We start from the raw sequence: 26,748 nt of genomic DNA on the forward strand, positions 1-26,748 counted from the left end.
TCGAGTTAGAGTCCAAGCAAGGAATAAGAAAAAGCATGCAGTTAAATCGCGATACTAAGATTGCCTTTTTGGGTATGGGCCTGATGGGAAGCCGGATGGCGACCCGTCTACTACAGGCAGGTTTTCAGGTCGCGGTATGGAACCGCACCCCGGCAGCTTGCCATCCCTTAATCGACTTGGGTGCAACTGCGCTGTCTTTGAATCAGATTGCGGATTATCCAGTGATTTTGACTTGCTTGGCAGATGATCAGGCGGTGCAATCGGTCTTTGAGCAGATCGCACCGTATTTGGTTGCCGATCAAATCATTGTGGATTTTTCCAGCCTTTCGGTGCAGCAAACTCACGCGCTTGCAGCACAAGCACAGACCAGACAGGTGAGCTGGATTGATTCCCCAGTTTCAGGCGGTACCGCAGGTGCTGAACAAGGCAGTCTGGTGATTTTTGCCGGTGGTAATGCCGCAATCATTGAATATCTTGACCCAATCTATGCAGCACTTTCACAGCGCGTCACCCGTATGGGCGACACCGGTACTGGTCAGGCGACCAAAATTTGTAATCAGCTCATTGTCGCAGCCAATAGCACCCTGATCGCGGAAGCAGTGGCATTGGCGGGCCTTGCAGGTGTAGATACACGCCTACTGGCACCTGCCTTGGCGGGTGGCTTTGCCGATTCCAAACCTTTCCAGATTCTGGCGCCACGTATGGCCACACAAACTTTCGAACCGGTGCAATGGAAAGTGCAGACCTTATCTAAAGATCTGAACAATGCCGTGCAACTGGCCCAAAGCTTTGACCTGGATGTTCCGGTCGCGACTCAAGCTTTAACGCAGTTACATACTCATCAAGCTCAAGGCTTTGCCGAAGCAGATCTAGCTACTGTAATCCAGCAGCTGAAACACTCATAACGCTTGATTTATGCAGCCCTGAATATTGAAGAGACATACATGATTAAACTTGCCGTCAATCTGTCGATGATTTTTACCGAAGTACCGCTTATCGAACGCTTCGCGCTGGCTCGTGCACAGGGCTTTAATCATGTGGAAATCCAGTTTCCTTATGAGCTCACGATTGGCCAGATTCAAAACCAGCTCAGCACGCATCAGCTGAACTTGTGCCTGATTAATGTACCCGCAGGCGATTTAATGCAGGGCGGTCATGGTCTGGCTGGCATTCCAGGACAGGAAATCGAGTTTCGTCATGCTGTTGAGCAGGCCATCCAGTATGCCACGGCCTTAAATGTACCTCGGGTCAATATTCTGGCAGGCAAACAGCCTCTGGATTGTGACCTGTTGCCCTGCCTGAATACGCTGGCAAGTAATCTGAAAATGGCCTGTTCAATGCTGCTCGAGCATCAAATTGAACCGGTCTTTGAAATGGTCAATGGCACCGATATGCCACGTTTTTTGATTCAAAATGTTGCACAAGCTCAGGAAATGCTGGAAGCAGTCAATCATCCAGCCTTAAAAATGCAGTATGACTGCTATCACATGGCGATGATGGGCGAAGATGTACTGGAAAGTTTAAAAGAAAATATTCACCTGATTGGTCATATCCAGTTTGCGGATTGTCCGGGACGACATCAACCCAATACGGCGTCCATTCAATATCATGATATATTTCAGTGGTTAAAACATAGTCAATATCAAGCTTATGTCGCTGCCGAATATAAGCCGATGCAGCATTCCAATGACTCCTTTGTCTGGAAAGCTGAGTTCTTTCCGGAGCATGACTGAGTGGACTGCGGCTTCATTTGAAATTCAGCACTAAAACCGCTATATTAGACCATGCATAATTGTTAGGAAATTACACACCCCATGAATTTAGAACCATCGCCCAGCGCTTCTAATTCTCACGATCTTACTATGAATTCAAATTCTCAAGCTGTACAGGACTGCTTAAAAGTCGTACATGCTGCACTTGAAGATGTAAAAGCAAAAGAAATTGTTGAGCTTGATGTCAGCGGTATCAGTAATGTGGCTGATGCTATGGTCATTGCAAGCGGCACATCGACACGTCATATCAAATCACTGGCCAATAACGTTGCTGAAGAAGCACGTAAAGCTGGCTTCCGTCCGCTTGGTATTGAAGGCGAACGTGATGCTGAATGGATCCTCATCGACCTCGGTTATGTAGTGGTTCATTGTATGCTTCCAACAGCGCGTAAATTCTATGACCTAGAAAGCTTATGGCGCAATCCTGCAGATACAAACTCTGTAGCGTAAAATCGAATATTCAAAAAAGCGACCTGTGTAGGTCGCTTTTTTATTGCCTGTTCATCGGACTTTATAAGCGTTAATACAACTCAAGCTACAGCTATTTTTCTTTAATTTTCATCTTGTCTTATGCACCGATTTGATGGGTATTTTAGGATAAATTCATCATAAACATAGACGTTCGATGACCGCTCAATCATCTTTTTTCCAAAATATAAAATAAAAAATCCCCCTTTATTAAAGGGGGACTTAGGGGGATTTAAATGATTAGTGACCCGTACCATTAATCGCTTTGGTCATATCTTCCACCACTTTCTTGGCATCACCGAAGATCATCATGGTCTTGTCGTTATAGAACAAGTCATTGTCCAGACCTGCATAACCGGTCGCCATTGAACGTTTGATTACCATAATAGTACGTGCTTTATGCGCTTCCAGAATCGGCATGCCATAAATCGGCGATGTTGGATCATCTTTGGCTGCTGGGTTGACAACGTCGTTTGCACCAATCACCAGCACCACATCCGTTGCCGGGAAGTCAGAGTTGATCTCATCCATCTCTAAAATATCTTCATACGGCACATCAGCTTCAGCCAGCAATACGTTCATATGACCTGGCATACGACCTGCCACCGGATGAATTGCAAAACGTACGGTTACGCCCTGCTCTTTTAAGATGTTCGCAAGTTCTTTGACCGCATTCTGTGCACGACCTTGCGCCATTCCATAACCCGGTACAATCACCACGCTGTCCGCATTTGACATGAGGAAGCCCGCATCATCTGCTGAACCAGAACGGTGGTTACGTTGTACCTGCTCACCCGCACCTGCTGTCGGCGCAGCTGTACCGCCCATTGCGCCACCAAACAGAACGTTGATGATTGAACGGTTCATGGCTTTACACATGATATAAGACAGAATCGCACCTGAAGAACCGACCAGTGAACCTGCCACAATCAGCATGTTGTTTTCAAGCGTGAAACCAATCCCGGCTGCAGCCCAACCAGAGAATGAGTTGAGTAGCGAGACCACCACCGGCATATCACCACCGCCGACAGGTGCAATCCATACCCAGCCAAAGACCAGTGCAAGTGCTGTCATTGCCCAGAATGCGGTCATATTCCCTGTTGAGAAGAACATGAAACCAAACACCAACATGGCAATAAAGATGATGGCCTGAACAGGTTTTACCCATGCGCCAGAAATGGTTTTTGCCCATTTCTTCGCAGCCAGTTTTCCATAAGCAAAGACTGATGCTGTAAAGGTAATTGCTCCGACGAAACAACCCACGAACAGTTCAAATAAATGAACACGGCTCATTTCATGAAAATTGACGCCATTGGCAGCCAAAAGGTCTGGACCGAGTTCAATCAGTTTGTTGTTATGAATAATTGCAGCAATCGCAATCAAGACCGCAGCCAGACCCACCAATGAGTGCATCAGTGCCACAGTTTCTGGCATTTGGGTCATAGGGACAGTACGCGCACGGACAATACCCACCACCGCACCTGCTACCATTGCGCCCACAATCATCCACACTACAGGATTATCTGCAACAAAGAAGGTGGTCAATACTGCAATCGCCATGGCGATCATACCGTAACGGTTACCTTGAATTGCAGTTTTAGGACCTGATAAACCACGTAGCGTCAGGATAAAAAGAACGGCACCAATCAGGTAGAACCAATCCGCATATTCTCGAATCATTTCCATGGATTAACCCTCTTTTTTCTTTTGCTTAGGTTTAAACATTTCCAGCATACGTGCAGTCACGGCAAAGCCACCGAAAATATTGATACTGGCCAGGAACACCGCGATTGCACCCAGCACGCTCACCACGTTAATGGTCTGGAAATCCACGCTGCCTTCAACGCCGATCACCGGCAGACCAACGGTCTGGATCATCGCACCGACAATAATGATCGATGACAAGGCATTGGTGACCGCCATCAACGGCGTATGCAATGCTGGTGTTACCCCCCACACCACGTAGTAACCTACGAAAATGGCAAGGACAAAAATCGTAATTGTTTCAACCATGAGTCTTCTCCTTAACCACGTTTCAGCAGCACTTGGCCGGCATGAGTGACAAGTAGGGCTTTTTGAATTTCTTCTTCTGGATTCAGGACAAAATTCTTGTCGGCATCAAACAGCGTTTCGACAAAATTAAACACGTTACGTGCATATAAAGCCGATGCTTCAGTCGAGACTGTCGAAGGAATATTGGGAATACCGAGAATTTTGACACCATTGTCGGTATGGACTGTTTCACCGCATTTCGAACCTTCAACATTACCGCCCGATTCCACTGCCATATCTAAAATGACTGAACCCGGTTTCATTTTCGCAACTGTTTCAGCACGGATTAAACGCGGTGCATCACGGCCGGGTAAAAGCGCTGTGGTAATCACAATGTCAGCATTTGATACGGCTTTATCCACAATGGCAGCCTGATCGCGGATGTATTCCTCACCCGGCATCCAGCCATAACCATTCTTGGCCGCATCCGCCGCTTTTTGCTGCTCTTCGGCAGACATCGGCACGTCCAGCCATTTACCGCCCAATGATTCCACTTGATCTTTTGCTGTTGGACGCAAGTCTGTGGCTTCCACAATAGCGCCTAAGCGTTTTGCAGTGGCAATCGCTTGCAGACCCGCGACACCGACCCCCATGATCACCACACGGGCCGGTTTGACCGTCCCCGCAGCCGTCATTAGCATCGGGAACATGCGCTGGTATTCAGCCGCAGCCAAAAGCACCGATTTGTATCCTGCAAGGTTGGCTTGAGAAGACAAGACATCCATGTTCTGCGCACGAGACAAGGTCCGTGGCAAAAGTTCCAATGCAAATGCAGACACGTTCTGTGCCGCAAATTGGTCAAGCTCAGTATTACGGTAAGGATCAAACATCGCCACGATGGCGGTGTTCGGATTGAGTTTTTGAATTTCCTCACCTTTCGGTGCACGAACTTTTAAAATCAATTGACTGCCGGTGTAGGCATCATCCGTAATTTTGGCACCAACTTGTTCATAGGCGCTATCGATATAGGCAGCTTTAAGCCCTGCACTACGTTCGATAATCACGCTATGTCCTGCGCTGATCAATTTCTTTACTGTCTCTGGCGTCGCAGCGACGCGATTTTCACCGACAACAGTTTCGGCTGGAATTCCGATCTGCATGAGCGTTCCTCAAGCTAATTTTTCTTAAGTAAACATCGCTTAAACGATGCTTCCCCTCAGGATGTGTTCTTGTTGAATTTTTGGATTCTAATCAAACTGTTTGAAATTACTACCTACTATTTATTTAATAAATGCCTATATATTGAACTGATGATTCATAAAAATGTTGCTGTACTGGTGCGTGGCTTATATACGCCAAATATTTATATTTGATTATTTTATAAACGATATTCATTCACCTGAATGAAAACCTGAAAATGCGCTCGGCTGATAAGCCGCCTACTTGAGATTTTTTTTGTTACATTGATCTTTCTGACCAAAATTCCTGTTTTGGTTCTTTATGCTACCCGTTTCTGAATAGGTCTCTCTGCTAAGGACAGCGGCACTTTAGCTCTCCAAGTTTTCTAAATTTGACTTTATTGACAAATAAAGAACTTATTCCCGATAAGCTATCTGATCTGTAAAGTAATACCTTTTATTCAATTTAGTTATGATTTAACACCCATCGAGCTAGGGTTGAATTGATGGATGTGACACAACGAGATCTGTGGGTCTAAGGGTCACTTATCTCTAAAATGATCAGACCAAGAGGAACAAAAATCTTGCTGACCATTTATTATATTAATGTCATAAACCGAATAAGTGACTAAAATAAAGTTTATGCACCATATCTGCGCATAAAATGAGAGCCATTATTTAATTTTTTTCATTTTCAGGGGATTTTCCGTTCTTTCTTTGTCCTATGCATTGTAATAAAGCCAGCTATTGATCAAAAATCTGGCAACCTGATTATTCCTGACTGGTTTTCTAAGATCTTTTCATTGAGTCATTGTAATATTTTTCTACTTTTAAAGCCTAAAGTTCTCACTTATAGTGCCTTTCATTCCTGCATCAATGCGCTGCTTGTTTTAAATTCTCCTCGGCTTAGATAAGGTTGCTGCTATGAACACGCCCCTCGATATCAGTCAAAACAAGCCCTTATTATGGCTGATGGCGATTGCCTGTGGTTTATGTGCCGGCGCCAACTATTATTGCCAGCCACTGATTTCATCGATTCAGCAATATTATCAGGTGCCGGAATCACAAGTGGCACTCACCGTTACCTTTGCTCAAATCTCTTATGCATTAGGCCTGCTGTTTATTGTACCTTTGGGCGATATGCTGAATAAAACCAAGCTGATTCCCTTTCTCATGCTGGGTGCAGCTGCAGGTTTATTTATTTGTGCCAGTGCGATAAACCTGCCGATGCTGTGGGTTGGCACCATCATTGCCGGACTGTTTTCCGTGGCTGCACAGATTCTGATTCCCTTGGCCACCATGGCAGTCAAACCGGAAAAAACTGGAGAAGTAGTGGGTTTCCTGATGAGCGGCTTGCTGGTCGGTATTCTGCTCTCGACCAGTATTGCGGGATTATTGTCCGACCTGTTTCACTGGAAAATGATCTATATCGTCAGTGGCATCAGCATGCTGGCTTTAAGTTTTTATCTGCGAGGAAAATTACCGAGTCTGCCACGCCTAAGAATCAGCTATGCAGCGATTTTCAAATCTATGGCGAGCTTATTAACACATGAACCACGACTGGTCTTGCGCTCTCTTACCGGTGCCTGTGCTTTTGCCGCCATGAGCATGCTGTTCTCGACCATTGCCCTGCTGCTGACCCAAGAACCTTTCCAGCTTTCTGATGTCATGGTCGGTCTGGTGACACTGGTTGGTGTCTTTGGCGCATTGTCGACTCAATTCATTGGCAAATGGGCCGATCGGGGCCATATCAAAACCTTGAGCTGGATTGGCTGTTCGATCCTGATTGGGAGCTGGCTGTTCCTATATTTTGGTGCGGTATCGCTGCTGAGCTATATTCTGGGCTATGGACTGATTAATCTGGGGTTGGCGATTACGCATAGCTGTAATCAGAATGTGATTTTCCGCCTGCGCCCGGATGCCAAATCACGGGTCAATTCACTGTATATGACCCTGTATTTTATTGGCGGTGCCTGTGGTTCAGCCTTAGGGGTTTATGCCTGGCATCATGGGGGCTGGAGCATGACCTGTATGGCAGGACTCGGGCTGGCCCTAGGCGCTACCCTATTCGCCTTACTGGATCAATGGCATCACGCCCGGACAGCAGCCTAGATGCTTAACTATACTTAGCTGACTTGAGCCGCTGGATAGAAAGGTTTATTTAAATCTAGAGCAACTGAATTTTCCAATAAAATACAGATAAAGACCGGCAGCAAAGCGGCCAGAATCCGGCAGCTTTCCTCGAGTGACTTGTGATTCAGGGAACTATGATAGGTAACTCCGCCCTGCATGAGCTGATGATGTAATGTATATAAACGACGAAACACCCCGACTAAAATTTCTACAGAATTTCGCTCATTTAAAGCATGCTGTATGATTTTTTTCTGTGTTTCCAGTTCAGCATTACAGCGTTCCAGACTAATTTTCTGGTGACGATAATCCCAAAAACTTTGTTCCATATAGGGGTTCGCTAAGAGTGAGTGGATTGGCTGACTGTACTTTTCCCAGACAATATGATTAATCTTCTGGTCCAGATCATTTTGGCAAAGTATTTCTAGAAATTGATGCAGCTTATCCTTTCCCTGAACCCGATCATCCTCTTCTGCATAAATAGCCTGAAAACCAATCCATAGACTGATGAATTTAAAATCCAGATCTTGATCCAAGTCTAGCGCTTTTTTAAACCAGCCTAAGCCACGATGAATTTTTAAGTTAAAATGTGCTGAATTTTGTGCTTTATGGCTTTTATAAATCTCCTCCAATAACAGCATAATTATTCTCCTTATTTCTATCATTTTTTATATTGGTGTTTCTACTATCAAAATATACCATTCTGGAATGACTTGGAATTCTAATTTTATTTCTTGTTTTATGTCCTGGACTTACTGGCTTGACTCAAGTTCGCCGGGTCGTTCTGCTGATTTTATGCTAGTATTACGCCCTCTTTTTTTGCGATGTTGGCCTAGCGAGCTTGGGCAAAAAAAATAATCTTTGGGTGATTTATTCATCCCTTCTTCTTCCATTTCGTTAAGGCATAATTTTGAATGACTGATCTGACCACCATTGAAAATAAACTTCAACCACGAATCAGTGTTGCGCCGATGATGGATTGGACCACCAAAGACTATCGCTTCTTTGCCCGTCTGTTTAACCCAAATGTGATTATGTACACTGAAATGGTCACCACAGGTGCCATCATTTATGGGGATGCCAAACGGCATTTGGACTTTAACACCGAAGAACAGCCGATCGTGCTACAACTTGGTGGCTCGAATCCTAAAGATCTCGCGACCTGTACCAAGATGGCACAGGATTGGGGTTATAACGAAGTCAATTTAAATGTGGGTTGCCCGAGTGACCGGGTACAGAATAATAAAATTGGGGCCTGCCTCATGGCTGAACCCGATTTAGTCGCAGAATGTATTGCTGAAATGCAGCATGCGGTGGATATTCCAGTGACTGTAAAACACCGGATCGGGATTGATGATATGCAGTCTTATGAAGAAATGCTGCATTTTGTCGATACCGTGGCCAAAACCGGCTGCAATAATTTTATCGTACACGCGCGAATTGCCTTATTAAAAGGTCTATCGCCTAAAGAAAACCGCGATGTGCCGCCCCTGCGTTATGAAGATGTTTATCGCCTGAAGCAGGATCGTCCTGATCTGCTGATTGAAATCAATGGCGGGATCAAGACCTATGCCGAAACGCTGGAACATCTCAAACATGTCGATGGCGTGATGATTGGTCGCGAAGCCTATCATAATCCGTACTTATTGGCTGAACTGGGCCAATTGTGGAATCTGGATGCACCTGATCGTTTCGAGATCATGCAACAAATGCTGCCTTATATTGCCCAGCGCATGGCAGAAGGTGCACCATTGTCAATTATTAGCCGTCATATTTTAGGACTGTTCCAGAACTTGCCGGGTGCACGTAAATGGCGTCAGGCACTAAGCGGTGGCAATGCCAAAACCTTGAAAGATGTGGAAACTGCGCTGTTTAATATTCAAGAAGCAATGCAACGTACTGAAGACTATGTGCGTGAACATCAGCAAGTTGAATCCTAAAGAATTTAAAAGTCTAATCGATATAAAAAAGCACCGATCATCGGTGCTTTTTTATAGAGATGAGCGAAGGAGTTATTGAGTATATGCGGTGATATTGCCGACCGGAACCGGTTCTTCCTGATAAGAAACACCTTGAAATTCTGGCTCGGCAATGGGTGTGACCAGAGAACCGCGCTCATGCTCTTTTGACTCATCTACAGGTTCCAGGTCATCTAAGGCTGCAGCCAGCTGCTGTAACTCCCGATCCAGTTGCTGCCGGTATTGCTCTATTTCAATTTCATCAATAAAAGCAAAGGCATCCTCTTCGATCGCCCACCTATAGCCTCCATCGACCTTAAAGATTTTGACATTGACCGGATATGCCTCCCCCTGATAATTCAGATGAGAAATCGCGTTAAATTGATTGCCCTGCCGCTGGACAATTTTGACCCTCTGCACAGTAAAACGATAGCGCTGATAATCCTGATTGGAATTAAATTCCTGTTGCATCTGCGCTTGAATATTTCTGGCCAATTCATCCATCGAGACAAAGTAACTGCATCCAGCCAGACAGGCGATCATCCATAACACAATGATTGTTCTCATAGCGCCTCCTTCTTTTTCTTTCCTGTTCCTGCTTATAGCTGATATATGCAGTATTGTTATGCTTGCTTATTCTGTGACCTATTTTATGCTTTTTTGAAAAAACAAGAAATAAGCAGTGCATGAATCATGACTAAATTATTTAAGATTTCTACAGCTTTTTGAATAAATGATAAAAATTTACTCATAAAAAAGCCCTGAATCTAACAGGGCTTTTGTTTGTGAAGATTCTTTTAAAAATCGTCATCACTGGATGGATCACGATGCAAGGCATCATGAATCGCTTCGATCAGCTGCTGGGCAATTTCCTGCTTGGAGGCTTTTTCCAGATCACGTTTATCTAGCTGATAATGCTCGGCAAAGAATACTGTCATGGCATTTTCATCCGAAGCAAATCCGATATCTGCACGTGATACATCATTACAGGCAATCATATCCAGCTTTTTCGCGACCAGCTTTCCGGCAGCATATTCTTCAATGTTGCGGGTTTCTGCAGCAAAGCCGACCATAAATGGACGTTTTTCCTGCTGGGCAATGGTGGCAACAATATCCGGATTTTTCACCAAGGCTACATTGAGCTCATCACCAGCTTTCTTGATTTTATGCTCGGCTACTTCTGCCACACGATAATCGGCTACTGCAGCTGTCGCAATAAAGATATCGCAACCATTTTCCAGCATTTGCATGCTTTCATTCAGCATTTGCACGGCAGAAGAAACATTCTTACGTTTCACACCATTTGGGGTGTCCAGACTGACCGGACCTGCAATCAGGGTGACATTTGCCCCTGCTGCATAACAGGCTGCAGCCAGTGCAAAGCCCATTTTTCCGGTACTGTGATTGGAAATATAACGTACCGGATCAATCGCTTCACGGGTTGGACCGGCGGTGATGGTGACACGTTTACCCGCAAGCTGACCAAATTTTTCTGCGATCGCACGCTGTGCTTGATGGAAATATTCTGTGACTTGTCGTGCCAGATCTTCCGGCTCAGGCATACGGCCTAAACCCACATCGCCACAGGCTTGAGATCCGGCATCCGGCATGATCACATGCACACCATCTTCAATTAAAGTGGCCAAGTTGCGTTGTGTTGGCTTAGCTGCCCACATTTGCTGGTTCATGGCAGGCGCTACCCAGACCGGTGCTTTGGTCGCCAGATATAAAGTACTGAGCAAATCATCTGCCAGACCTGCTGCAAACTTTGCCAAGGTGTCACAACTTGCAGGTGCAACCAGTAACAGATCCGCCCAACGTGCCAGCTCGATATGCCCCATACCTGCTTCCGCTTCAGGATCCAGTAATGCCGTATGGACCGGATTGCCTGATAAGGCTTGAAACGTTAAAGGTGTAATAAAAGCCTGTGCTCCTTGGGTCATCACCACCCGCACATTAAATCCGGCATCTTTCAGACGACGAACCAGAATCGCACTTTTATAGGCAGCAATGCCGCCAGTCACAGCTAAAATAATATTTTTATGAGGAATTACACTTACGTCGAAGCTCACAAACAGGCTACCTTTCTGTTGCAGTGGGGCTCACAATAGCATTAAATAAGGGCATTCCCAAGAGATCTGCTTCAGGGAAAACTCATAATTCATAATAAATAAGTCTAATAACTATGCAATTTTCTATTAAAAACTGGCCTGAACAAGAACGCCCGCGCGAACGCTTAATTCAATATGGTGCAGAAAGTTTATCCGATGCCGAACTACTGGCAATTTTCCTGCGTTCCGGCTCACAGCAACATTCCGCAGTCGAACTTGCCCGACTCTTGATTCAGCATTTCGGTCATCTCACTGCCTTACTGGATGCCCCCTTAGAGGACGTCAGTCGCTTTCATGGCATGGGCATTAGCAAATATACCCAGCTCATGGCGGTCAAGGAATTAGGACGGCGTTATATTTCCGAACATCTGAAACAGGATGCACTGGAGCTCAATAATTCCAAACGGCTACGCGATTATTTACGTTTTGAACTGCTCGGTGAAACTCAGGAAGTGTTTGCAGTGCTGTGTCTGGATGCCAGTTTAAGAAAAATCAGCTTTAAAAAACTGTTTTATGGCTCGGTGAATGCATGTGATATTTCGATTAATCAATTACTGCGCTATGCAATTACCCAGCAGGCAACCTCAATTGTAATTGCGCATAATCATCCACTCGGCCGGGCCTATCCCTCTCCAGCAGATCTGCATCTGACTCGCCAGATTCAGCAGGCCTGTCAACTGGTCGATATTTATTTAATCGACCACTGTATCATTGCCCTAGAGGGCAGTTTTTCTTTTGCCGAGCAGCAACTCATTCAACCCGAAATACATAGGTGATTAGCACTTGACAAAGCTGGCACAAGTCAAGAAGATCATGAAAAAACTGTGATGATTCCAATAAATGATTGTACGTGACCAGCCAAGTCTTTTTAAATTGCTGTTTTCCTGGCGAGGTACAATTTTGCCGAAAGTTTTGCCACCTTTAGGCGTAGTGATGTTGATCTCGGCCATTATCGGTGGCTTGTCACATATTGGCTCTTTTCATTTTCCAGAATTACCTCTGGTCGGCTTTACCCTGATTGGAGTGGTACTGTCGATCTTTCTCGGATTTAAGAATTCGGCCTGTTATGACCGCTGGTGGGAAGCCCGCAAACTCTGGGGTATTCTGATTGCCAATTCACGACATTTTGACCGGGATTGCCGGATGCTGTCCCAAGGTCGCCGTGAACGTGTGATTCAGCACGTGATTGTCTTTGCCAATGTTCTCCGTGACCGGCTACGCCATCAGACAGCCAATCCGACCGAACTGGTTGAAACCAGCGGCATGAGCCAGCAAGCGGTGACCCAGCTCTATCAACAGGCCAACGCGCCGCAATATACCTTAAGCCTGATTCAATGGGAGTTAATGCAGGCGCTCAAAGAAGGTGAAATCTCAGACATCATCTATATGCAGATGAATAATCACGTGGCGGAACTAAGTATTGTCCAGACTGGTTGTGACCGGATTGCGACGACGCCTTTACCTTTTGCCTATTCAGTCTTGCTAAATCGTACCGTCTATTTTTTCTGTTTTATTTTGCCCTTTAGCCTGGGTTCAACATTAGGTTTATTTACGCCTTTACTGGTCGGTATTTTAGCTTATACCTTTTTAGGACTAGATGCCTTAAGCTCAGAAATTGAAGAACCTTTTGGCACGCAAAGTAATGATTTGCCACTGGACTCAATGGTACGTACCATTGAAATTGAACTCTTAGGCACGCTGGGCAAACCAACCCCACCACCGATTCAGGCCAAAGATCATAACCTACTGTAATTTATTCTTCTCTTGCCCTTTTCTATCAGCAAAGGGCACTTCTGCTCTGCAAGAACAAAGTTCGAGTAAAGCACTCAATCAACAAAACTCTCCCAAATCCCGACTTGTCCCGGTTTTAGGCTCGGCACATTCCCGAGTCTGATCCATGGCATATGGTCGCCATGAAAGTCACTGCCAATCGAAACTTTCAGACGATGCTCCGCAATCATCCGATCGACCATCTGGCGAGTAGAACTTGGATCTACCGCTGGCGGCAGTTCAACGGCGTCGCCACCAAACTTGGCAAAGATCTCGATCAGGTAACGAATGTTGGTCGCAGATAGGTCATATTTGGTCGGATGTGCCAGCACCGCAAAACCGCCACTTTCATGAATCACCTGAATTGTGTCTTCAAGACTCAAGCCATCAAATTTGACATAGGCTTTCTTGCCTTCCTTGATGTACTTATCAAAAGCCTGTTGCGGGCGAGTCACAATGCCCTTTTCTACTAAGGTTTTGGCAATATGCGTCCGTGTTACCCGATCAGGGATATTATCGACTTTGACCAGTACATCGGCATAAATATCCTGACCAATTAAAGGAATCAATAAATCACAGATCTGTTTCGAGCGTTCCGCCCGGATTTTCTTCTGCTGATTGAGGGCTTTTTGTAAAGGCTCAGGATTTTGCATATTCAGTGCAACAATATGCACGCCATAATTTTTCTTGGTGGCTGGACGTGACCACTGGCTGGAGATTTCCACCCCAGAAATGATCTTAATCTCATGATTTTTAGCGGCTTCTTGTGCCAGTTCCAAGCCATCCATAGTGTCGTGATCTGTCAATGCCAAAGTATGCACCGATTTCTCTACGGCAGCCTCGACCAATTGCTGTGGAGTTAAAGTTCCATCAGAAATATTGCTATGTGTATGTAAATCTACGCCGTGCATCTCTATACTATGACATTTATTTAATCAGATTTAGATACTCTAACATGAAAGCACTTTTAGACTTTGTGCCACTCATTATTTTCTTTTATTTATATAAAACTGTAGATCCAAAAGACACTGACCATCAACTTTTGCAATTGATCGGTTCTGCGGGGGGTGTCGACAATAATAATATTCTTGTGGCAACCACGGGTCTGATTATTGCTATGCTGGTGGTCTATGGTGCGTTATTTGTCATGCAAAAATTCCGCCTGGATAAGCAGCAATGGATTGTGCTGTTTATGACCGTGATTTTTGGTGGGATCACTCTGATGCTGAGCGACGATTTCTATATCCGTTTAAAGGCGGTATTGCTGAATCTGGTCTTTGCGGGCGTATTCCTGCTGTCGCCTTGGTTTAGTAAAGATAAAAAGCCACTGATTCAGCGTCTGTTTGGCCCGGTTTTCAACTTAAGTGAAAAAGGCTGGATCAAACTGAACTATGCCTGGGTCGCCATGTTTGCACTGATGTCATTTTTACATACCTTCTTTGCCTACTTGTGGCTGGATGGAAAATATTGGGGCGAATTCACGGCATTCGGTGACATGATCGTGATGTTTTCCTTTATCATTATCCAGTTTATTGTATTGCGTAAATACTTTAAGACTGCTGAATAAATCCAACTACAAACAATTGAGAATCATCATGCCATTATTTGTCGTTAGCTGTACCGATCAGGAAGGTACAGTGGAGAAACGTCTTGCCATTCGTCCACAACATCTTGCCCGCTTGCAAAAGCTGAATGATGAAGGCCGTCTGATTGTTGCAGGCGCGATGCCGAAAGATCCGAGTAATCCACAAGCCGGCTTTTATGGTAGTACCATCATTGTCGATTTTGACAGCCGTGAAGACCTGGATACCTGGCTAGAGGATGAACCCTTCCTGAAAGAAGGTGTATATGCACAGATTGATGTGAAACCGTTTAACAAAGCATTCCCTCAAGGATAAGGTTTATGCGTGTTGTTCTTGCCAGTGTTATTGGCCTCTGTTGTACCTTTCATTCTGTATGGGCAGTAGAAGTTGCCACAGTTCAGACAACACCAAATAGTGTCGCCGCTGCTGCTGTACAAGCTGCGGTCGCAACCCCCACTGCTACGCCAAAACCTGCAATTATCCCTGTGGCTGCAACAGCATCTCAAGCCCTTCCAGCAACTGGAAATAAGCCACTGACTGCTGAAGAGCTTGCCAGAAATAAAGCTCAGCAAGACGCCAAAGTAAAAGCTTTGGTGAAAGATCAGGCGACGCGTCTGCAACAGCTGGAAAAAGCCAATCTGGAAGCGTTAGCACAAAATCAGGAACTACAGCTCAGAAATGACAATCTTGGCGTGCAAGTACAGGTTTTACAAAGCGAACGCAGTGCGCAGATGTTCCTGTATGGTGCTGCCACTTTGGCCGTGGGCGTTTTGCTGGGCTTTCTGATTGCCAGTTACGTTTATACCAAGCGTCGCCGTCAATGGTAATCTATTCCCCTTTCGGACTTATTTAAGGTTGTAGTCGTTTTGTCGCATGCAATTCAAACCGCCGATCTCGATTGGCACTTGGTGGATGGCATTGAAGTGCCTGTCTCTAAACAGTTTGGTGATGTTTATTTTTCTAAAGACAATGGTTTGCTGGAAACCCGCCATGTTTTTTTAAATGGCAATGACCTGCCGACCCGCCTGACTGACTTAAAACCGTTTGAATATTTTTGTGTGGGCGAAACCGGCTTTGGCACAGGACTGAATATTCTGGCGTTATGGCAGCTCTGGCAGCAGACCCGTCCGGACAATCACAGTCATTTGCATGCGATTTCAGTGGAGAAATTTCCGCTCTCTAAACCCGATCTGATTCGCGCTTTAAATGTCTGGCCTGAACTCAAGCCATTGGCAGATCAACTGATTTCCCAATATCCGATGCCAATTGCAGGCTGCCACCGTTTAAGCTTTCCTGAACAACGTTTCAGTCTGGATCTTTGGCTTGGAGATGCCCATGATGTATTTCCCATCATGGAAAAAACCGCACCTGTGAATGCATGGTTTCTGGATGGTTTTGCGCCGTCTTGTAATCCAGACATGTGGGAAGAAAATGTTTTAAATAATATTGTGCGTTTATCCGAGATTGGCACCACTTTCGCTTCTTTTAGTGTCGCAGGTGTCCTGAAACGTGGCCTAAATAACCATGGGATTTCCATTTCACGTCCAAGAGGTTTTGGACATAAACGTGAAATGCTCAAAGCCATCTGGAAGCTATCTGAACCAGCCAATTCGGGTGCAGATCAGGATATTACTCAAAAAAAAACAGCATTAAATCCTGAGCTTGAATTTAACGTACGCCAGATTGCGGTTATTGGTGCCGGAATCGCAGGTTTAAGTGCTGCCTGGGCCTTTGCGCAGCGTGGCCACCAAGTCACGATTTACGATCAATCAGCGCCACTTGCTGGTGGTTCTGGTAACCCGCTTGCGCTCCTGAACCCAAAACTCTGCCCGATTGAGCAGAGTGCAGAACATTTAATGACCTTGGCTTGGCAACATGCCCTGACTCATTATGCAAAATTCAAAGCCTTTCGACCGATTCAGGTCAGTCAATTGGCACTCAAACATCCTGAAACTCTTTTAAGTCTGGCAAATGAATATCCAGCACATATTCTTTCAGTGCAAACGGCGGATGAGCAGAAACTGCATACTGAATATTCAAGTTTAAAACTTTTAGCAGCAGGAACTATTTCTCCGCATCAATTGCGTGATGAAATTTTACAGCATCCGAATATTAAATATATCCAAGCAAAAATCACCAAAATTGAGCAGCTATCTCAACCCAAACTTTTTGAAAATGAAAATTGTTTGGGTCAGTTTGATCATGTGCTGGTTTGTAGCGCGCGCGAGACAGCACAATTCTTTGAGCATTATCCGGCACTCAAGCCAATTCGTGGACAAGTGAGCTGGCTAAACAATAGCGCTCAGCCTTTAAGCAAAGAGACTGCTTATAACTACGGTGGGTATTGTATGCAACTGAATGATACACATTTAATTCTCGGTGCATCTTTCCATCCTGGTCGGGAGGATACAGAGGTGCTCCCAGAAGATCATGCACATAATCATGAGCTGCTCCAGAGCGTCTTTCCAGATTATGCCGCGTCATTAGCACCGATGGACACCTGGCATGGCCGTGCAGCGCTACGTGCCCAAAGTCAGGATTACTTTCCTTTACTCGGTAAAATGCAGCCTGAACAGGAAATTTATAGTTTTGCCGGTCTAGGCTCCAAAGGCTTTTTATTTGCACCCCTTTGTAGTGAAATTCTGGCCGCCCAGATTCTGGGTGAAGCCTATCCTGTTCCGGCAAGTCTGGTTAAAAAACTCAGCGTGAGCCGCTTTCAAAAGAAAGTAAAAACCAAGAAGCCTTATTTTAAGCCACAAATTTAATTACCCTTTTGCATGAATCCCTCTAAGTCCCCCTTTTTTAAAGGGGGACTTTTTTATACTTTTATGAATAAATAGAATGCCTGTAGCTCCTCCCTTTAGAAAAGGGAGGTTGGGAGGGATTAAATTTCAGCCAATAAAAAAGCGCCTTGCGGCGCTTTTTTTTAACAGAATGCTTATGCACCCTGTTCAAGCGGTAAGCCTGCATCACGGGCGGCACGAGTACCCCCCATCAGAATGACATATTCACGTGAACTGTCAAAACCCTCTAGTTTTTCAGCAGCACGTGGAGCTTTACTACCCCCACCACACAAGATGTAAATGGGTTGATCCGCTGACACCTGAGTTAGGCTCTCTGCTGAAAGATCGTTAATGGGCTGATTCACCGCCCCTTTCACGTGTGCTTCAGCAAAAGCACTTGTATCGCGTACATCCCAGATAATTGCATTTTCTGGGAACTCAAATGTTGTAATTTCTTGTTTACGGATCATTGCGCACTCCTTTGATGTAAACAACACTTGGCAAATGAAGAAAACATCCCTAGCATCTCAGATATTCTTTCCATTTGTAAAGGTCTAAACCATGCCTTCTTTCGATATTGTTTCTGAATTAGAAATTTTTGAAGTAAATCATGCAGTTCAAAACACCCAAAAAGAAATTGCGACCCGCTTTGACTTCCGCGGTCAGGACGTTTCTATTGAACTGAATGAAAAAAACAAGGAAATCAAGATTTCGACTGAAAGTGATTTCCAGTGTGAACAAGTGTATAGCATGCTCGAAAGTCATTTCTTTAAACGCAAAGTTGATATTCAGGCACTCGATCCACAGAAAATGACGGCTTCTGGTAAAAACGTGATTCAGGTGATCAAGCTCAAAGACGGTCTTGACTCTGATACCGCAAAAAAAATCAATAAAGCCATTAAAGAAAGCGGCATTAAAGCGCAATCTTCTATTCAGGGAGACAAGATTCGTGTAACGGACAAGAAGCGCGACACTTTGCAACAAGTGATGACCTTCTTAAAAGAACAGCAATTTGGTTTGCCTTTACAGTTCAATAACTTTAAAGATTAAGACCGCACAGTGTCTTAAAGAAGGAATTATGACGCATCGCAATCGACTGACCAAACTGGTAAAAGCTACTTCCAGACTACCTCAAGCTATTCGTAGTACTTTATTGAGTAAAACCTTTGGCCGGATTATTCCCATGGTAGGTTCTGCCAAGATTCGCTATGTAGAACTCAGTGGAGCAAAAGTGGTGGTCACAATCGCCAACCATAAAGCCATGCAAAACCATATTGGTCAGGTACATGCCTGTGCCATGGCCTTAGTGGCAGAAACTGCGACCGGCTTTGTGACGGCAATGAATGTGCCGGATACCGCGATTGTATTAATCAAAAGTTTGAAGATTGATTTTAAACGTCCGACCAAAGGCGCCATGACTGCAGTCGCTACCTTGACGCCGGAGCAACAAGCACTCATGCAAAGCTCCGATAAAGGCGAAACATTGGTTCAGGTCACGGTCACGGATGAATCCGGAGAAACGCCGATTCAATGTGAAATGCTCTGGGCCTGGATTGCCAAAGATCAGCTCAAGCAATCATAATTCTTTCTAAGCAAGAAAAATCCCAGAGATCATCTCTGGGATTTTTTTATATCTCATTCAATCATTGGGCTGCTTGAGACTCTAAAAACTTCTGTTTGGCTTCCTCTGGAATCAGACGCTTATTGCCTTTTACATCGACTGCGACAAAAGTAAATACTCCTTCTGTGACACGAATCGGCGCACGTGAATCATCATGACTGTCCCAGACTTCAATTTCCATCTGAATAGAGGTCTTGCCAACTTTTAAAATCTGGGTATAACAGCTAATGACATCCCCGACTTTCACTGGAACCAGAAAGGTCATCTGGTTAATCGAAATCGTGGCACAACGTCCCTTTGAAAATCGTTCTGCGTGAATCGCGCCTGCCAAGTCCATTTGTGAAACGATCCAGCCACCAAACACATCACCACTCCAGTTGGTATCTGCAGGCATTGCGATCGTTTGTAGGGAAAGAATCCCCTCTGGTTTTACTTGAGAATCTGACACATTCACTCCAGGCATTTGAATTAGGGTTGGGTATTTAACTGCTGATCAAGCCATTTTTGTAGTTCGCTTGATCGTAATGCACCGCTTATTCTAGCAATTTCGTTGCTTTTATTCATCAACACCAGCGTCGGAATACTACGAACATTAAATGCTGAACTTAAGCGCGGATTCGCTTCGGTATCAATTTTTGCAAAAACCACATTTGGATATTGCTGCGCGACAGTCGCAAAATGCGGTGCCATCATTTTACAGGGGCCACACCATTCTGCCCAGAGATCAATCAGGATTGGTAAATCACTATGGGTGACAAACTGGCTGAAATTCTGCTCATTTAATTCAATTGGCGCCAATGGAATCAGGGCCTGATGACATTGACCACAGGCAGGGTTGGCGGTGAGTTTATCTTCAGGAACACGGTTCTTGGCCTGACATTCTGGGCATACAATAATCATCTAGCGTACTCCAATATGTTGATGTAGGAATTCTAATTGGGTTGAAACGGCTTTTTCAAACCATTCACCATGATAAATATCAAAATGCCGGATATTCCACTCCTGATATTGTACAAACGGTGCAAGATTGGTTACGGTTTCGCGACTGGATTCAATCGGAATTAAACTATCCAGTTTTGCTGCAATAAACAGCACCGGAATGGTGATTTTTCTAACTTGCTGAATCGGGCGATAACGCATTAAATTAAAAAAGACCCGCGCAGGAATTTGACCGCTCCAATAATAATCCGGATTCACAATCGACAGATAACCCTCGTAGCTGTCCTGTGTCGGCATAAAACACAGCTCGTAAGGATCGACCACCGGCAAGGTTTTGGGCTGCATACCGACCTTGCTTCCCATATAGTCCTGACTAGAAACCTTAAGTGCCTTGGGGAGTTGCTGCAAAGGATAAAGCCTGGCACTTTCAGCCCCATCGACAAAAGGCACCTGTACCATTGCAGCCTGAATATTTTTCAGTTCTGCTGCCAGGGTGAGTACATGCCCTCCACTTAGCGCAGTTCCCCAGAGCACGATCCGTTGACTGTCAATCGACTTACGTGCCTGAATATGCCTGATCATGGTTCGCCAGTCATCCAGCTGGGCATTAATGGATACCAGCTCACGCGGTCGCCCGGTACTGCCGCCCCAATAGCGATAATCGAATAACACCACCGCATAGCCGACACTGGCAAAATGCTGGGCATAGTGCACCAGTTTAAATTGACGTAAGGCCGCCAGACCATGGGCCATCAAGATCACGGCCGGTTTTTCTATATTTTTAGGCCGATAAAAATCTGCAGCAATCACGTCCTGACCGCTTTTGACATACAGTGGCTCAACTGTATAAGCCTGCATACGCGCTCCATTGCGTTATCTTATGGTGATCATCATTTATAAAAATTTCACAACAGCTTCAGCATGTTTTCCGCTTAATGCTATCATAAAGCATATCGATATAAATGAAATGATGGAGTGGCGTCATGAGCGAAAATGTAGGCTTTGCTGGTCAAATTGGTCCGGAACACGTGACTCAGGTGGTCGAGAAAGGTTTTAAATCGATTATCAATAACCGCCCGGATATGGAAGGTGGTTCTGAGCAGCCGACCAGTGCACAAATTGAAGAAGCTGCACGCAGTGCCGGTCTGGATTATGTCTTTCAGCCTGTCGTCGCTGGTCAGATTACTGAGCTCGATGTACGTACTTTTGCCAATCATTATAATGAATTACCGAAACCTATTCTGATGTTCTGCCGTACTGGAAATCGCTCAAATAATTTATATCAACTGGCAAAACAGATGGACCTGCTGGATGACTAAGTCTTTTTGGAAAATTGTAGTACTGGCAAGCTGTTTAAGTGTCAGCTCACTTGGTTTTGCCGCAAATGATCTCAGCCGTGCAATGACCTCTTCGCTGAGTGTGTCAGGTGAAATGACATTAAGCAAGTTTCAGCAATTGATTCAGCAAGGTTTCAAATCTGTGATTGTAAACCGGCCGGATCAGGAAACTGGCAATAATGTCACGGTGAGTCAATTACGCTCCATTGCGGAGAAATCTCAAGTGAGTGTGATTTATCAGCCTGTGGTGAGTGGTCAGCTTTCTCAGGCCAATATTGAGGAATTTGCTCGATATTATAATGAGCTACCTAAACCTATTTTGATGGTTTGCCGGAGCGGTACACGTTCAGCGACCTTGTTTAACCAGGCTAAATCTCAAGGATTGATTCATGAATAAAATCTTAGTTGTGTTATGTCTGAGCTTGACCTTTATCGGCTGTAGTTCAATGAACTTGAAGCCAACTGTAGGCGTAAGCGTGGGAACTACTCTATAAGGTTCTGAGCAAATGAGAATGGCGCTCTTTGCGCCATTTTTTTTATATGATAATCTTCAAATAGTAAAACTATATTCTTTATATAATTATTTTGGGGTAAAACATGAAGTTTAATAAAAGTGTGCTTGTTATCACTTTAGCAGGTTTTTTAGCTGCATGTGGGGGCGGTGGTTATTATGATAATACCTCTACAAATGGAGAAAATACTATTGATCCATCAGAAACGCCGTCAACAGCAGATCAACAAAAAGTTTTTAATGCTTTAAAAGTGGAAGCAGCTTCTTTATTTGGTCAAGCTAATTCTGAAAAAAAGGGCTATATTGATCACGCCTTAGATACCTATGCTGAAAGTGTATTAAAAATTTCACAAGATATTCGCAATGTGAATATTACTGCCTTTAAAAATACGCATCGTTTAGAGAAATGTTTTGCAAACAGCACAACTGATTTCCGCGCATGCTATGTATTCAAAGGAAATGAAATTAGAAATTTACTTGGCAGTAAATACGATGGGTGGGACTTTGAAATTGATAAAGGAATCAATGCAGCAGGCGTTGCCTATGATGATTTGACCAATATTCGTCTAAAGTCAGATGATATTCTACCAGATTTAAATAGCTACTATGGTGAAACCTATTTATTTGTGTTTGAAAATGAAAATCCTCTAAAAAACTTACAAGATATTACGATTGCTGGTGCATTTTCATATCCATTTAAACAAACACAAGGTCTTCAAAAACGCTTTATTCTCATTAACCAAGAAACAAGTGATTTCAAAATTGATGTAACAAAAAGAATTCCAACTGAAGTGACGAATGAAGAAGGCGAGCCTGAAATTGTTTGGGAAGATCAAGTGACCACAATGGGTGCCTTAAGTATTTATAAAGTCCCTAAAACTGCTGATCAAAGTGAATACTATGTGACGGAAGCAGGTTCGGGCTTTAATACACTGATTAATGACAATACCAATGTCGCGTATGCTGAGCCTGTAAATTTCAAAATTGAATCTACACATGGTGATAAACCTAGTACATACAAAATCTTAAATAATATTGAAACACTTAACTTACCAAGTGTTTCAATTGCGGGTACACGTGTTGAGCATGAAGCACCTACACTGAATGCGAAAGAATTTGTTGGGAGTATTTATTTACAAGGTCCAAATATTTTGAACTTTAAAGCATCAACACTTAATTCAGTATTGACGTTTAATCATCTTATTAACGAAGTTCAATATCAAGGAACATCAACCAATACTACAGGTGGTGTAACAACCAATATTACTTCTCCAAAAAATCTAAAATATTAATGTAAAGATTTAATAAAAGCCCTCTTTTAGAGAGGGCTTTTTTGTATATTGGAACTAAGGATATAAATTTCTAGAAAGTCTATTATATGTACGACCTCATCATCATTGGCGCAGGCACTGCAGGGATCAGTGCTTATAACGAAGCCATCAAATACACCCAAAATATTTTAATTATTAATGACGGCCCATGGGATACAACCTGTGCACGTGTCGGCTGTATGCCAAGCAAACTTCTGATTTCATCTGCAAATCGCATGCATGACATTCAATCCGCGAAAGACCTCGCTTTACAACATGAAGCTGTAATAGATACTTCAGGTGTGATGCAACGTCTACATAGCTTAAGAGAACGTTTCATTCGTGCAACCCTAAAAGGCGTTGATCGATGGGAGGCTTCACATAAAATTTCTGGTCATGCAACGTTTATTAATGCCCATACAGTTGAAGTCAATGGACAAGCTTATCAGGCTAAAAGCTTCATTATTGCGGTTGGTTCACGACCTAATATCGATAAAACATTCAAGGAAGAATTAGGAGATAAATATCTAACTTCTGATGAGATATTTGAACTTTCTCAATTACCCAAGTCTTTAGCAGTGATCGGAAGTGGTGTGATTGCCATTGAACTGGCACAAGCCATGCAACGACTGGGCGTAGACACTACCCTGTTCGCTCGTAGCCAAAAAGTAGGTGCCTTAACCAGTCCAGTCTTACAAAAGCTGGCACAGGAGCAATTGAGTAAAGAACTCAATATCAAGTTCAAAATCTTGCCAGATCAAGTTAAAAAACAAGCTGATCATATCCAGATTAATTTTACTGAAAATGATCAAGCTCAAACTATTCAAGTTGAATATATTTTGGGTGCTACAGGCCGTCAGACTAATCTGGATCGATTGAGTTTAAATCAGTTAGATCCTAATTTTGCTGATATCAAAAAATTGCCTATCAATAAAAAAACCAAACAACTCGCAGATATGCCGATATTTATAGTGGGTGATGCCGCACCTGATGCCCCCATTCAGCACGAAGCTGCTCATGCTGGTAAAGAAGTGGTTCATAACTGTTTAAATTATCCCGAAATTAAACCGATTCCCGCACTCACCCCACTGGCAATCGTATTCTCTCACCCGGAAATGGCGATTATCGGGCAAAGTTTTAAACAGTTAGAAAAGCAAAATATTGAGTTTATTCGAGGATTTGCCTCCTATGAAAATCAAGGACGTGCACTGGTTCTTGCTGAAAATAAAGGTGGTATTGAAGTTTATATTGATAAAAAATCAGGCAAATTATTAGGCGCAGAACTCTTCTGTTCACAAGCTGAACATCTTGGCCATCTTCTGGCCTGGACCATTGATGCAGATCAGGATATTCATCAAATCCTGGCAAAACCTTTTTATCACCCAACACTGGAAGAAGGTCTCAGATCTGCTCTTAAACATGCTCGTCGTCAATTTGATGCATTGTAAGTGTTTGCTGACGCTCATTGAGTACATTAATCAAACGGTAACTGTGCGCAACTAAGCGATCTAACCAACGCTGAGCAGCCAATAACTCAAAAGTTTTGGCTGCATTCAGCTGATACGTTGAGGCATAAATATTAGTTTTTTCACGTAATTCGCTACGATGCTGTTTACTCCACTGTTTTAGATGTCCCATTTCAATATACAGTTGGCTCAAATCTTCAGATGAGCGAGTATCTAGCATGCTATTTCCAGCATTTTCCAGAATCTGGATAAAATCCAAGGCAAGTTGATGAATCGCGGGTTGGGTACGAATACTCACAACATGCTTTAGATTTTCCAAATCACTACGCAACACTTTCAGATAAACCATCATCCTTAATAAGCTAAACAGCCGACTTTGATCAGTGCTATTTTCAGGCACAACAATTTTTTCTAAATAATCCTGTAATTTGTAAATTAATTCGTCTTGCTGTTTTAATTCATTGGCCGAAACCAATTCTGCTGACTTGATGGCTTTTAGAATCCAGGAATATTGGGTCAATATGGTTTTAAAGATCACTTGTTCTGCCGTATTAATTGCGACCGCAGGCACTGCCAAACTGGCTTCATCTAAGGCCTGTAATAATGAATCTTCATGTGCCGGAATATATTTCACCAACAGCTGTTCAAAGGGGCGAATCAATGGCATAAAAAATAAGGCACCAAATACACTGAAGGCTGTATGAAAAGCTGCCACAATGACCACATGATCCCAACCAGATAAAAAATACTGTGGTTGATACAGCCATAAAAACAAGGGAACCAAAATACAAAATGCAAAAATTGCACTCACGACATTAAAACAGACATGCACAGCAGCAGTTCGTTTTGCATTCGCATTTGCACCGATGGCTGCCAGTACTGCAGTTGCAACGGTTCCAATATTCTGGCCAATGACGAGCACAAGCGCTTGATCGAGCTGAATCGCCTGACTTGCTAATGCAGCAAGTGTCGCTGTAATGGCGGCACTAGAGGACTGCAAAATCACAGTCATGACCAAACCGAAAAGTACCAATAACAGCTTTGCAGCAAAACTTTCGGTCGAGAAAATTGAAAGATCGAGATGTTCTGCGACACCTGACATTGCTACTTGAAGCAAATCAATTCCAAAGAAAATCAGGCCGAATCCCGCAAGCGCCAAGCCGGTAAGCGCTGTACGTCCATGTGCTAATATTTTAAGTAAAGCGCCTATGGCAATGAGAGGCAAAGCCACTTGTCCAATAGAAAACTTTAAACCTAAAAAAGCCACAATCCAGCCAGTACTGGTTGTACCGATATTAGCGCCAATAATTACACCAATGGCTTGCGAAAAAGAGAGTACGCCTGCACTGACAAAGCCAATGGTTGCTAGCGTCGTGGCTGTGGAGGATTGCACAATCAAGGTCAAGGCAATACCTGAAGTCATTGCTTTAAAAGGAGAACCAGTAAACCGACCTAACCATTGTCTTAATGTTTCACCTGCAATATCTTTAAGGCTCTCGGTCATTAAAGTCATGCCAAGCAAAAATAAACCGATTCCACCACAGAGCTGTGTAAATACCTCAAACACGCAGATTCCTAGGCTTTAAATTTTAATGATTAAAACATAATCAGGCTGATTTAAAAACAGCAAATAACCTTGAGTAAACTCAGAATATTATTTTTACTATATTTAATTTTGCTATAAATCCCGCGCACAAAAAAACACCCCCCTGCTTATGCAGGGGGGTGTTTCGAATAATGAGCTGGCGATGACTTACTCTCACATGGGTAACCCCACACTACCATCAGCGCAAAGAGGTTTCACTTCTGAGTTCGGGAA

29 protein-coding genes are annotated in these 26,748 nt (G+C 43.8%); 17 read left to right on the forward strand and 12 right to left on the reverse strand.

From position 1 onward, the window contains the following. The first annotated feature begins 35 nt into the window (after positions 1-35). From FTU42_RS12230 to rsfS, 3 genes are all read left to right on the forward strand, one after another. Positions 36-905, forward strand: a complete 870-nt coding sequence (locus FTU42_RS12230) for an NAD(P)-dependent oxidoreductase (RefSeq protein ID WP_180083466.1) — start codon at positions 36-38, stop codon at positions 903-905. A 39-nt stretch (positions 906-944) separates the two neighbouring features. After that, entirely contained in the window at positions 945-1,733 is a 789-nt protein-coding gene (locus FTU42_RS12235; protein WP_180083468.1) for a hydroxypyruvate isomerase family protein, read from the forward strand. 81 nt (positions 1,734-1,814) lie between these two features. Further along, a complete protein-coding gene (gene rsfS / locus FTU42_RS12240; protein WP_005098092.1) occupies positions 1,815-2,222 on the forward strand; it encodes a ribosome silencing factor in 408 nt (135 codons plus the stop codon). Between the two features lie 258 nt (positions 2,223-2,480). Here rsfS and FTU42_RS12245 read toward each other — a convergent pair whose 3' ends face one another. The 3 genes from FTU42_RS12245 to FTU42_RS12255 are packed head-to-tail and all read right to left on the reverse strand — an operon-like array spanning position 2,481 to position 5,392. After that, entirely contained in the window at positions 2,481-3,926 is a 1,446-nt protein-coding gene (locus FTU42_RS12245; RefSeq protein ID WP_180083470.1) for an NAD(P)(+) transhydrogenase (Re/Si-specific) subunit beta, read from the reverse strand. Between the two features lie 3 nt (positions 3,927-3,929). Then, entirely contained in the window at positions 3,930-4,253 is a 324-nt protein-coding gene (locus FTU42_RS12250) for a proton-translocating transhydrogenase family protein (protein WP_004281642.1), read from the reverse strand. A gap of 11 nt (positions 4,254-4,264) precedes the next feature. Further along, positions 4,265-5,392, reverse strand: a complete 1,128-nt coding sequence (locus FTU42_RS12255; protein ID WP_074383527.1) for a Re/Si-specific NAD(P)(+) transhydrogenase subunit alpha — start codon at positions 5,390-5,392, stop codon at positions 4,265-4,267. A gap of 942 nt (positions 5,393-6,334) precedes the next feature. Here FTU42_RS12255 and FTU42_RS12260 point away from each other — a divergent pair. Next, entirely contained in the window at positions 6,335-7,522 is a 1,188-nt protein-coding gene (locus tag FTU42_RS12260) for an MFS transporter (protein WP_180076379.1), read from the forward strand. Between the two features lie 14 nt (positions 7,523-7,536). Here the strand turns inward: FTU42_RS12260 and FTU42_RS12265 are convergent, their stop codons facing one another. Beyond that, a complete protein-coding gene (locus FTU42_RS12265) occupies positions 7,537-8,181 on the reverse strand; it encodes a hypothetical protein (protein WP_159516646.1) in 645 nt (214 codons plus the stop codon). Positions 8,182-8,454: 273 nt separating this feature from the next. Between FTU42_RS12265 and dusA the strand changes: the two genes are divergently transcribed. After that, on the forward strand, positions 8,455-9,480 hold the full coding sequence (gene dusA, locus FTU42_RS12270) for a tRNA dihydrouridine(20/20a) synthase DusA (protein ID WP_100535415.1): 1,026 nt from the start codon (positions 8,455-8,457) through the stop codon (positions 9,478-9,480). Between the two features lie 72 nt (positions 9,481-9,552). Here dusA and FTU42_RS12275 read toward each other — a convergent pair whose 3' ends face one another. Beyond that, positions 9,553-10,065: a hypothetical protein gene (locus FTU42_RS12275; RefSeq protein ID WP_100329842.1), complete on the reverse strand. Its 513-nt coding sequence runs from the start codon at positions 10,063-10,065 to the stop codon at positions 9,553-9,555. Positions 10,066-10,295: 230 nt separating this feature from the next. Then, positions 10,296-11,570, reverse strand: a complete 1,275-nt coding sequence (gene coaBC, locus FTU42_RS12280; protein WP_180083472.1) for a bifunctional phosphopantothenoylcysteine decarboxylase/phosphopantothenate--cysteine ligase CoaBC — start codon at positions 11,568-11,570, stop codon at positions 10,296-10,298. Between the two features lie 113 nt (positions 11,571-11,683). Between coaBC and radC the strand changes: the two genes are divergently transcribed. Together radC and FTU42_RS12290 are read left to right on the forward strand one after the other, a co-directional pair. Beyond that, positions 11,684-12,385, forward strand: a complete 702-nt coding sequence (gene radC, locus FTU42_RS12285; protein ID WP_100357998.1) for a DNA repair protein RadC — start codon at positions 11,684-11,686, stop codon at positions 12,383-12,385. 64 nt (positions 12,386-12,449) lie between these two features. Then, the gene (locus FTU42_RS12290; RefSeq protein WP_005168648.1) at positions 12,450-13,361 is read left to right on the forward strand and encodes a bestrophin family protein; all 912 of its coding nucleotides are present in this window, start codon (positions 12,450-12,452) and stop codon (positions 13,359-13,361) included. 74 nt (positions 13,362-13,435) lie between these two features. Here FTU42_RS12290 and FTU42_RS12295 read toward each other — a convergent pair whose 3' ends face one another. Then, a complete protein-coding gene (locus FTU42_RS12295; RefSeq protein WP_100329843.1) occupies positions 13,436-14,290 on the reverse strand; it encodes a PHP domain-containing protein in 855 nt (284 codons plus the stop codon). Positions 14,291-14,334: 44 nt separating this feature from the next. On the opposite strand from FTU42_RS12295, the gene FTU42_RS12300 reads away from it, so the two are divergent. The 4 genes from FTU42_RS12300 to mnmC are packed head-to-tail and all read left to right on the forward strand — an operon-like array spanning position 14,335 to position 17,727. After that, positions 14,335-14,946, forward strand: coding sequence for a septation protein IspZ (locus tag FTU42_RS12300; protein ID WP_005168649.1), 612 nt, complete (start codon positions 14,335-14,337; stop codon positions 14,944-14,946). 28 nt (positions 14,947-14,974) lie between these two features. Next, positions 14,975-15,277, forward strand: coding sequence for a YciI family protein (locus FTU42_RS12305; protein ID WP_005098111.1), 303 nt, complete (start codon positions 14,975-14,977; stop codon positions 15,275-15,277). Between the two features lie 5 nt (positions 15,278-15,282). Further along, on the forward strand, positions 15,283-15,789 hold the full coding sequence (locus tag FTU42_RS12310) for a hypothetical protein (protein WP_074383532.1): 507 nt from the start codon (positions 15,283-15,285) through the stop codon (positions 15,787-15,789). A gap of 39 nt (positions 15,790-15,828) precedes the next feature. Then, positions 15,829-17,727 carry an FAD-dependent 5-carboxymethylaminomethyl-2-thiouridine(34) oxidoreductase MnmC gene (gene mnmC, locus FTU42_RS12315; RefSeq protein WP_180083474.1) on the forward strand — a complete coding sequence of 633 codons (1,899 nt, stop codon included), beginning with the start codon at positions 15,829-15,831 and terminating at the stop codon, positions 17,725-17,727. A 173-nt stretch (positions 17,728-17,900) separates the two neighbouring features. Here the strand turns inward: mnmC and FTU42_RS12320 are convergent, their stop codons facing one another. Further along, the gene (locus FTU42_RS12320) at positions 17,901-18,215 is read right to left on the reverse strand and encodes a rhodanese-like domain-containing protein (RefSeq protein ID WP_005098114.1); all 315 of its coding nucleotides are present in this window, start codon (positions 18,213-18,215) and stop codon (positions 17,901-17,903) included. 91 nt (positions 18,216-18,306) lie between these two features. Between FTU42_RS12320 and FTU42_RS12325 the strand changes: the two genes are divergently transcribed. Next, on the forward strand, positions 18,307-18,795 hold the full coding sequence (locus FTU42_RS12325; RefSeq protein ID WP_005098115.1) for a YajQ family cyclic di-GMP-binding protein: 489 nt from the start codon (positions 18,307-18,309) through the stop codon (positions 18,793-18,795). Between the two features lie 28 nt (positions 18,796-18,823). After that, complete coding sequence (locus FTU42_RS12330) at positions 18,824-19,327, forward strand: DUF4442 domain-containing protein (protein WP_005168656.1); 504 nt, start codon at positions 18,824-18,826, stop codon at positions 19,325-19,327. A 61-nt stretch (positions 19,328-19,388) separates the two neighbouring features. Here the strand turns inward: FTU42_RS12330 and FTU42_RS12335 are convergent, their stop codons facing one another. Genes FTU42_RS12335 through FTU42_RS12345 form a run of 3 tightly spaced genes read right to left on the reverse strand, consistent with a single transcriptional unit; the run spans position 19,389 to position 21,163 of the window. Continuing rightward, a complete protein-coding gene (locus tag FTU42_RS12335; RefSeq protein ID WP_218944670.1) occupies positions 19,389-19,829 on the reverse strand; it encodes an acyl-CoA thioesterase in 441 nt (146 codons plus the stop codon). Between the two features lie 5 nt (positions 19,830-19,834). Then, entirely contained in the window at positions 19,835-20,266 is a 432-nt protein-coding gene (gene trxC, locus FTU42_RS12340) for a thioredoxin TrxC (protein WP_005098120.1), read from the reverse strand. After that, a complete protein-coding gene (locus FTU42_RS12345) occupies positions 20,267-21,163 on the reverse strand; it encodes an alpha/beta hydrolase (RefSeq protein ID WP_179999662.1) in 897 nt (298 codons plus the stop codon). A gap of 125 nt (positions 21,164-21,288) precedes the next feature. Here FTU42_RS12345 and FTU42_RS12350 point away from each other — a divergent pair, with 125 nt between their 5' ends. The 4 genes from FTU42_RS12350 to FTU42_RS12365 all read left to right on the forward strand — a co-directional run bounded on the left by FTU42_RS12350 (position 21,289) and on the right by FTU42_RS12365 (position 24,911). Next, positions 21,289-21,624, forward strand: coding sequence for a TIGR01244 family sulfur transferase (locus FTU42_RS12350; RefSeq protein WP_005098133.1), 336 nt, complete (start codon positions 21,289-21,291; stop codon positions 21,622-21,624). Beyond that, positions 21,617-22,039 (forward strand): beta-lactamase hydrolase domain-containing protein, encoded by a 423-nt coding sequence (locus FTU42_RS12355; protein ID WP_100329847.1) that lies wholly within the window; start codon positions 21,617-21,619, stop codon positions 22,037-22,039. The genes FTU42_RS12350 and FTU42_RS12355 overlap by 8 nt, the downstream gene beginning before the upstream one ends. A 200-nt stretch (positions 22,040-22,239) precedes the next feature. Beyond that, complete coding sequence (locus tag FTU42_RS12360; RefSeq protein ID WP_180083476.1) at positions 22,240-23,445, forward strand: hypothetical protein; 1,206 nt, start codon at positions 22,240-22,242, stop codon at positions 23,443-23,445. An 86-nt stretch (positions 23,446-23,531) separates the two neighbouring features. Then, a complete protein-coding gene (locus tag FTU42_RS12365; protein ID WP_180050855.1) occupies positions 23,532-24,911 on the forward strand; it encodes a dihydrolipoyl dehydrogenase in 1,380 nt (459 codons plus the stop codon). Here the strand turns inward: FTU42_RS12365 and FTU42_RS12370 are convergent. Continuing rightward, positions 24,877-26,496, reverse strand: a complete 1,620-nt coding sequence (locus FTU42_RS12370) for a Na/Pi cotransporter family protein (RefSeq protein ID WP_005168665.1) — start codon at positions 26,494-26,496, stop codon at positions 24,877-24,879. The genes FTU42_RS12365 and FTU42_RS12370 overlap by 35 nt on opposite strands. Positions 26,497-26,748: the final 252 nt, after the last annotated feature.

Source organism: Acinetobacter sp. YH12102, assembly GCF_013419125.1.
GTDB lineage: Bacteria > Pseudomonadota > Gammaproteobacteria > Pseudomonadales > Moraxellaceae > Acinetobacter > Acinetobacter pseudolwoffii.

Bases quoted from the DNA above. Each gene is read 5' to 3' on its own strand.
- FTU42_RS12230 (WP_180083466.1), top strand. From the start codon at position 36: ATGCAGTTAAATCGCGATACTAAGATTGCCTTTTTGGGTATGGGCCTG.
- FTU42_RS12365 (WP_180050855.1), top strand. From the start codon at position 23,532: ATGTACGACCTCATCATCATTGGCGCAGGCACTGCAGGGATCAGTGCT.
- FTU42_RS12310 (WP_074383532.1), top strand. From the start codon at position 15,283: ATGCGTGTTGTTCTTGCCAGTGTTATTGGCCTCTGTTGTACCTTTCAT.
- FTU42_RS12250 (WP_004281642.1), bottom strand. From the start codon at position 4,253: ATGGTTGAAACAATTACGATTTTTGTCCTTGCCATTTTCGTAGGTTAC.
- FTU42_RS12275 (WP_100329842.1), bottom strand. From the start codon at position 10,065: ATGAGAACAATCATTGTGTTATGGATGATCGCCTGTCTGGCTGGATGC.
- FTU42_RS12305 (WP_005098111.1), top strand. From the start codon at position 14,975: ATGCCATTATTTGTCGTTAGCTGTACCGATCAGGAAGGTACAGTGGAG.
- FTU42_RS12350 (WP_005098133.1), top strand. From the start codon at position 21,289: ATGAGCGAAAATGTAGGCTTTGCTGGTCAAATTGGTCCGGAACACGTG.
- FTU42_RS12295 (WP_100329843.1), bottom strand. From the start codon at position 14,290: ATGCACGGCGTAGATTTACATACACATAGCAATATTTCTGATGGAACT.
- FTU42_RS12330 (WP_005168656.1), top strand. From the start codon at position 18,824: ATGACGCATCGCAATCGACTGACCAAACTGGTAAAAGCTACTTCCAGA.
- FTU42_RS12325 (WP_005098115.1), top strand. From the start codon at position 18,307: ATGCCTTCTTTCGATATTGTTTCTGAATTAGAAATTTTTGAAGTAAAT.
- FTU42_RS12300 (WP_005168649.1), top strand. From the start codon at position 14,335: ATGAAAGCACTTTTAGACTTTGTGCCACTCATTATTTTCTTTTATTTA.
- FTU42_RS12290 (WP_005168648.1), top strand. From the start codon at position 12,450: ATGATTGTACGTGACCAGCCAAGTCTTTTTAAATTGCTGTTTTCCTGG.
- FTU42_RS12265 (WP_159516646.1), bottom strand. From the start codon at position 8,181: ATGCTGTTATTGGAGGAGATTTATAAAAGCCATAAAGCACAAAATTCA.
- FTU42_RS12335 (WP_218944670.1), bottom strand. From the start codon at position 19,829: ATGCCTGGAGTGAATGTGTCAGATTCTCAAGTAAAACCAGAGGGGATT.
- dusA (WP_100535415.1), top strand. From the start codon at position 8,455: ATGACTGATCTGACCACCATTGAAAATAAACTTCAACCACGAATCAGT.
- FTU42_RS12260 (WP_180076379.1), top strand. From the start codon at position 6,335: ATGAACACGCCCCTCGATATCAGTCAAAACAAGCCCTTATTATGGCTG.
- radC (WP_100357998.1), top strand. From the start codon at position 11,684: ATGCAATTTTCTATTAAAAACTGGCCTGAACAAGAACGCCCGCGCGAA.
- FTU42_RS12320 (WP_005098114.1), bottom strand. From the start codon at position 18,215: ATGATCCGTAAACAAGAAATTACAACATTTGAGTTCCCAGAAAATGCA.
- FTU42_RS12245 (WP_180083470.1), bottom strand. From the start codon at position 3,926: ATGGAAATGATTCGAGAATATGCGGATTGGTTCTACCTGATTGGTGCC.
- FTU42_RS12345 (WP_179999662.1), bottom strand. From the start codon at position 21,163: ATGCAGGCTTATACAGTTGAGCCACTGTATGTCAAAAGCGGTCAGGAC.
- FTU42_RS12355 (WP_100329847.1), top strand. From the start codon at position 21,617: ATGACTAAGTCTTTTTGGAAAATTGTAGTACTGGCAAGCTGTTTAAGT.
- trxC (WP_005098120.1), bottom strand. From the start codon at position 20,266: ATGATTATTGTATGCCCAGAATGTCAGGCCAAGAACCGTGTTCCTGAA.
- FTU42_RS12360 (WP_180083476.1), top strand. From the start codon at position 22,240: ATGAAGTTTAATAAAAGTGTGCTTGTTATCACTTTAGCAGGTTTTTTA.
- FTU42_RS12255 (WP_074383527.1), bottom strand. From the start codon at position 5,392: ATGCAGATCGGAATTCCAGCCGAAACTGTTGTCGGTGAAAATCGCGTC.
- FTU42_RS12235 (WP_180083468.1), top strand. From the start codon at position 945: ATGATTAAACTTGCCGTCAATCTGTCGATGATTTTTACCGAAGTACCG.
- rsfS (WP_005098092.1), top strand. From the start codon at position 1,815: ATGAATTTAGAACCATCGCCCAGCGCTTCTAATTCTCACGATCTTACT.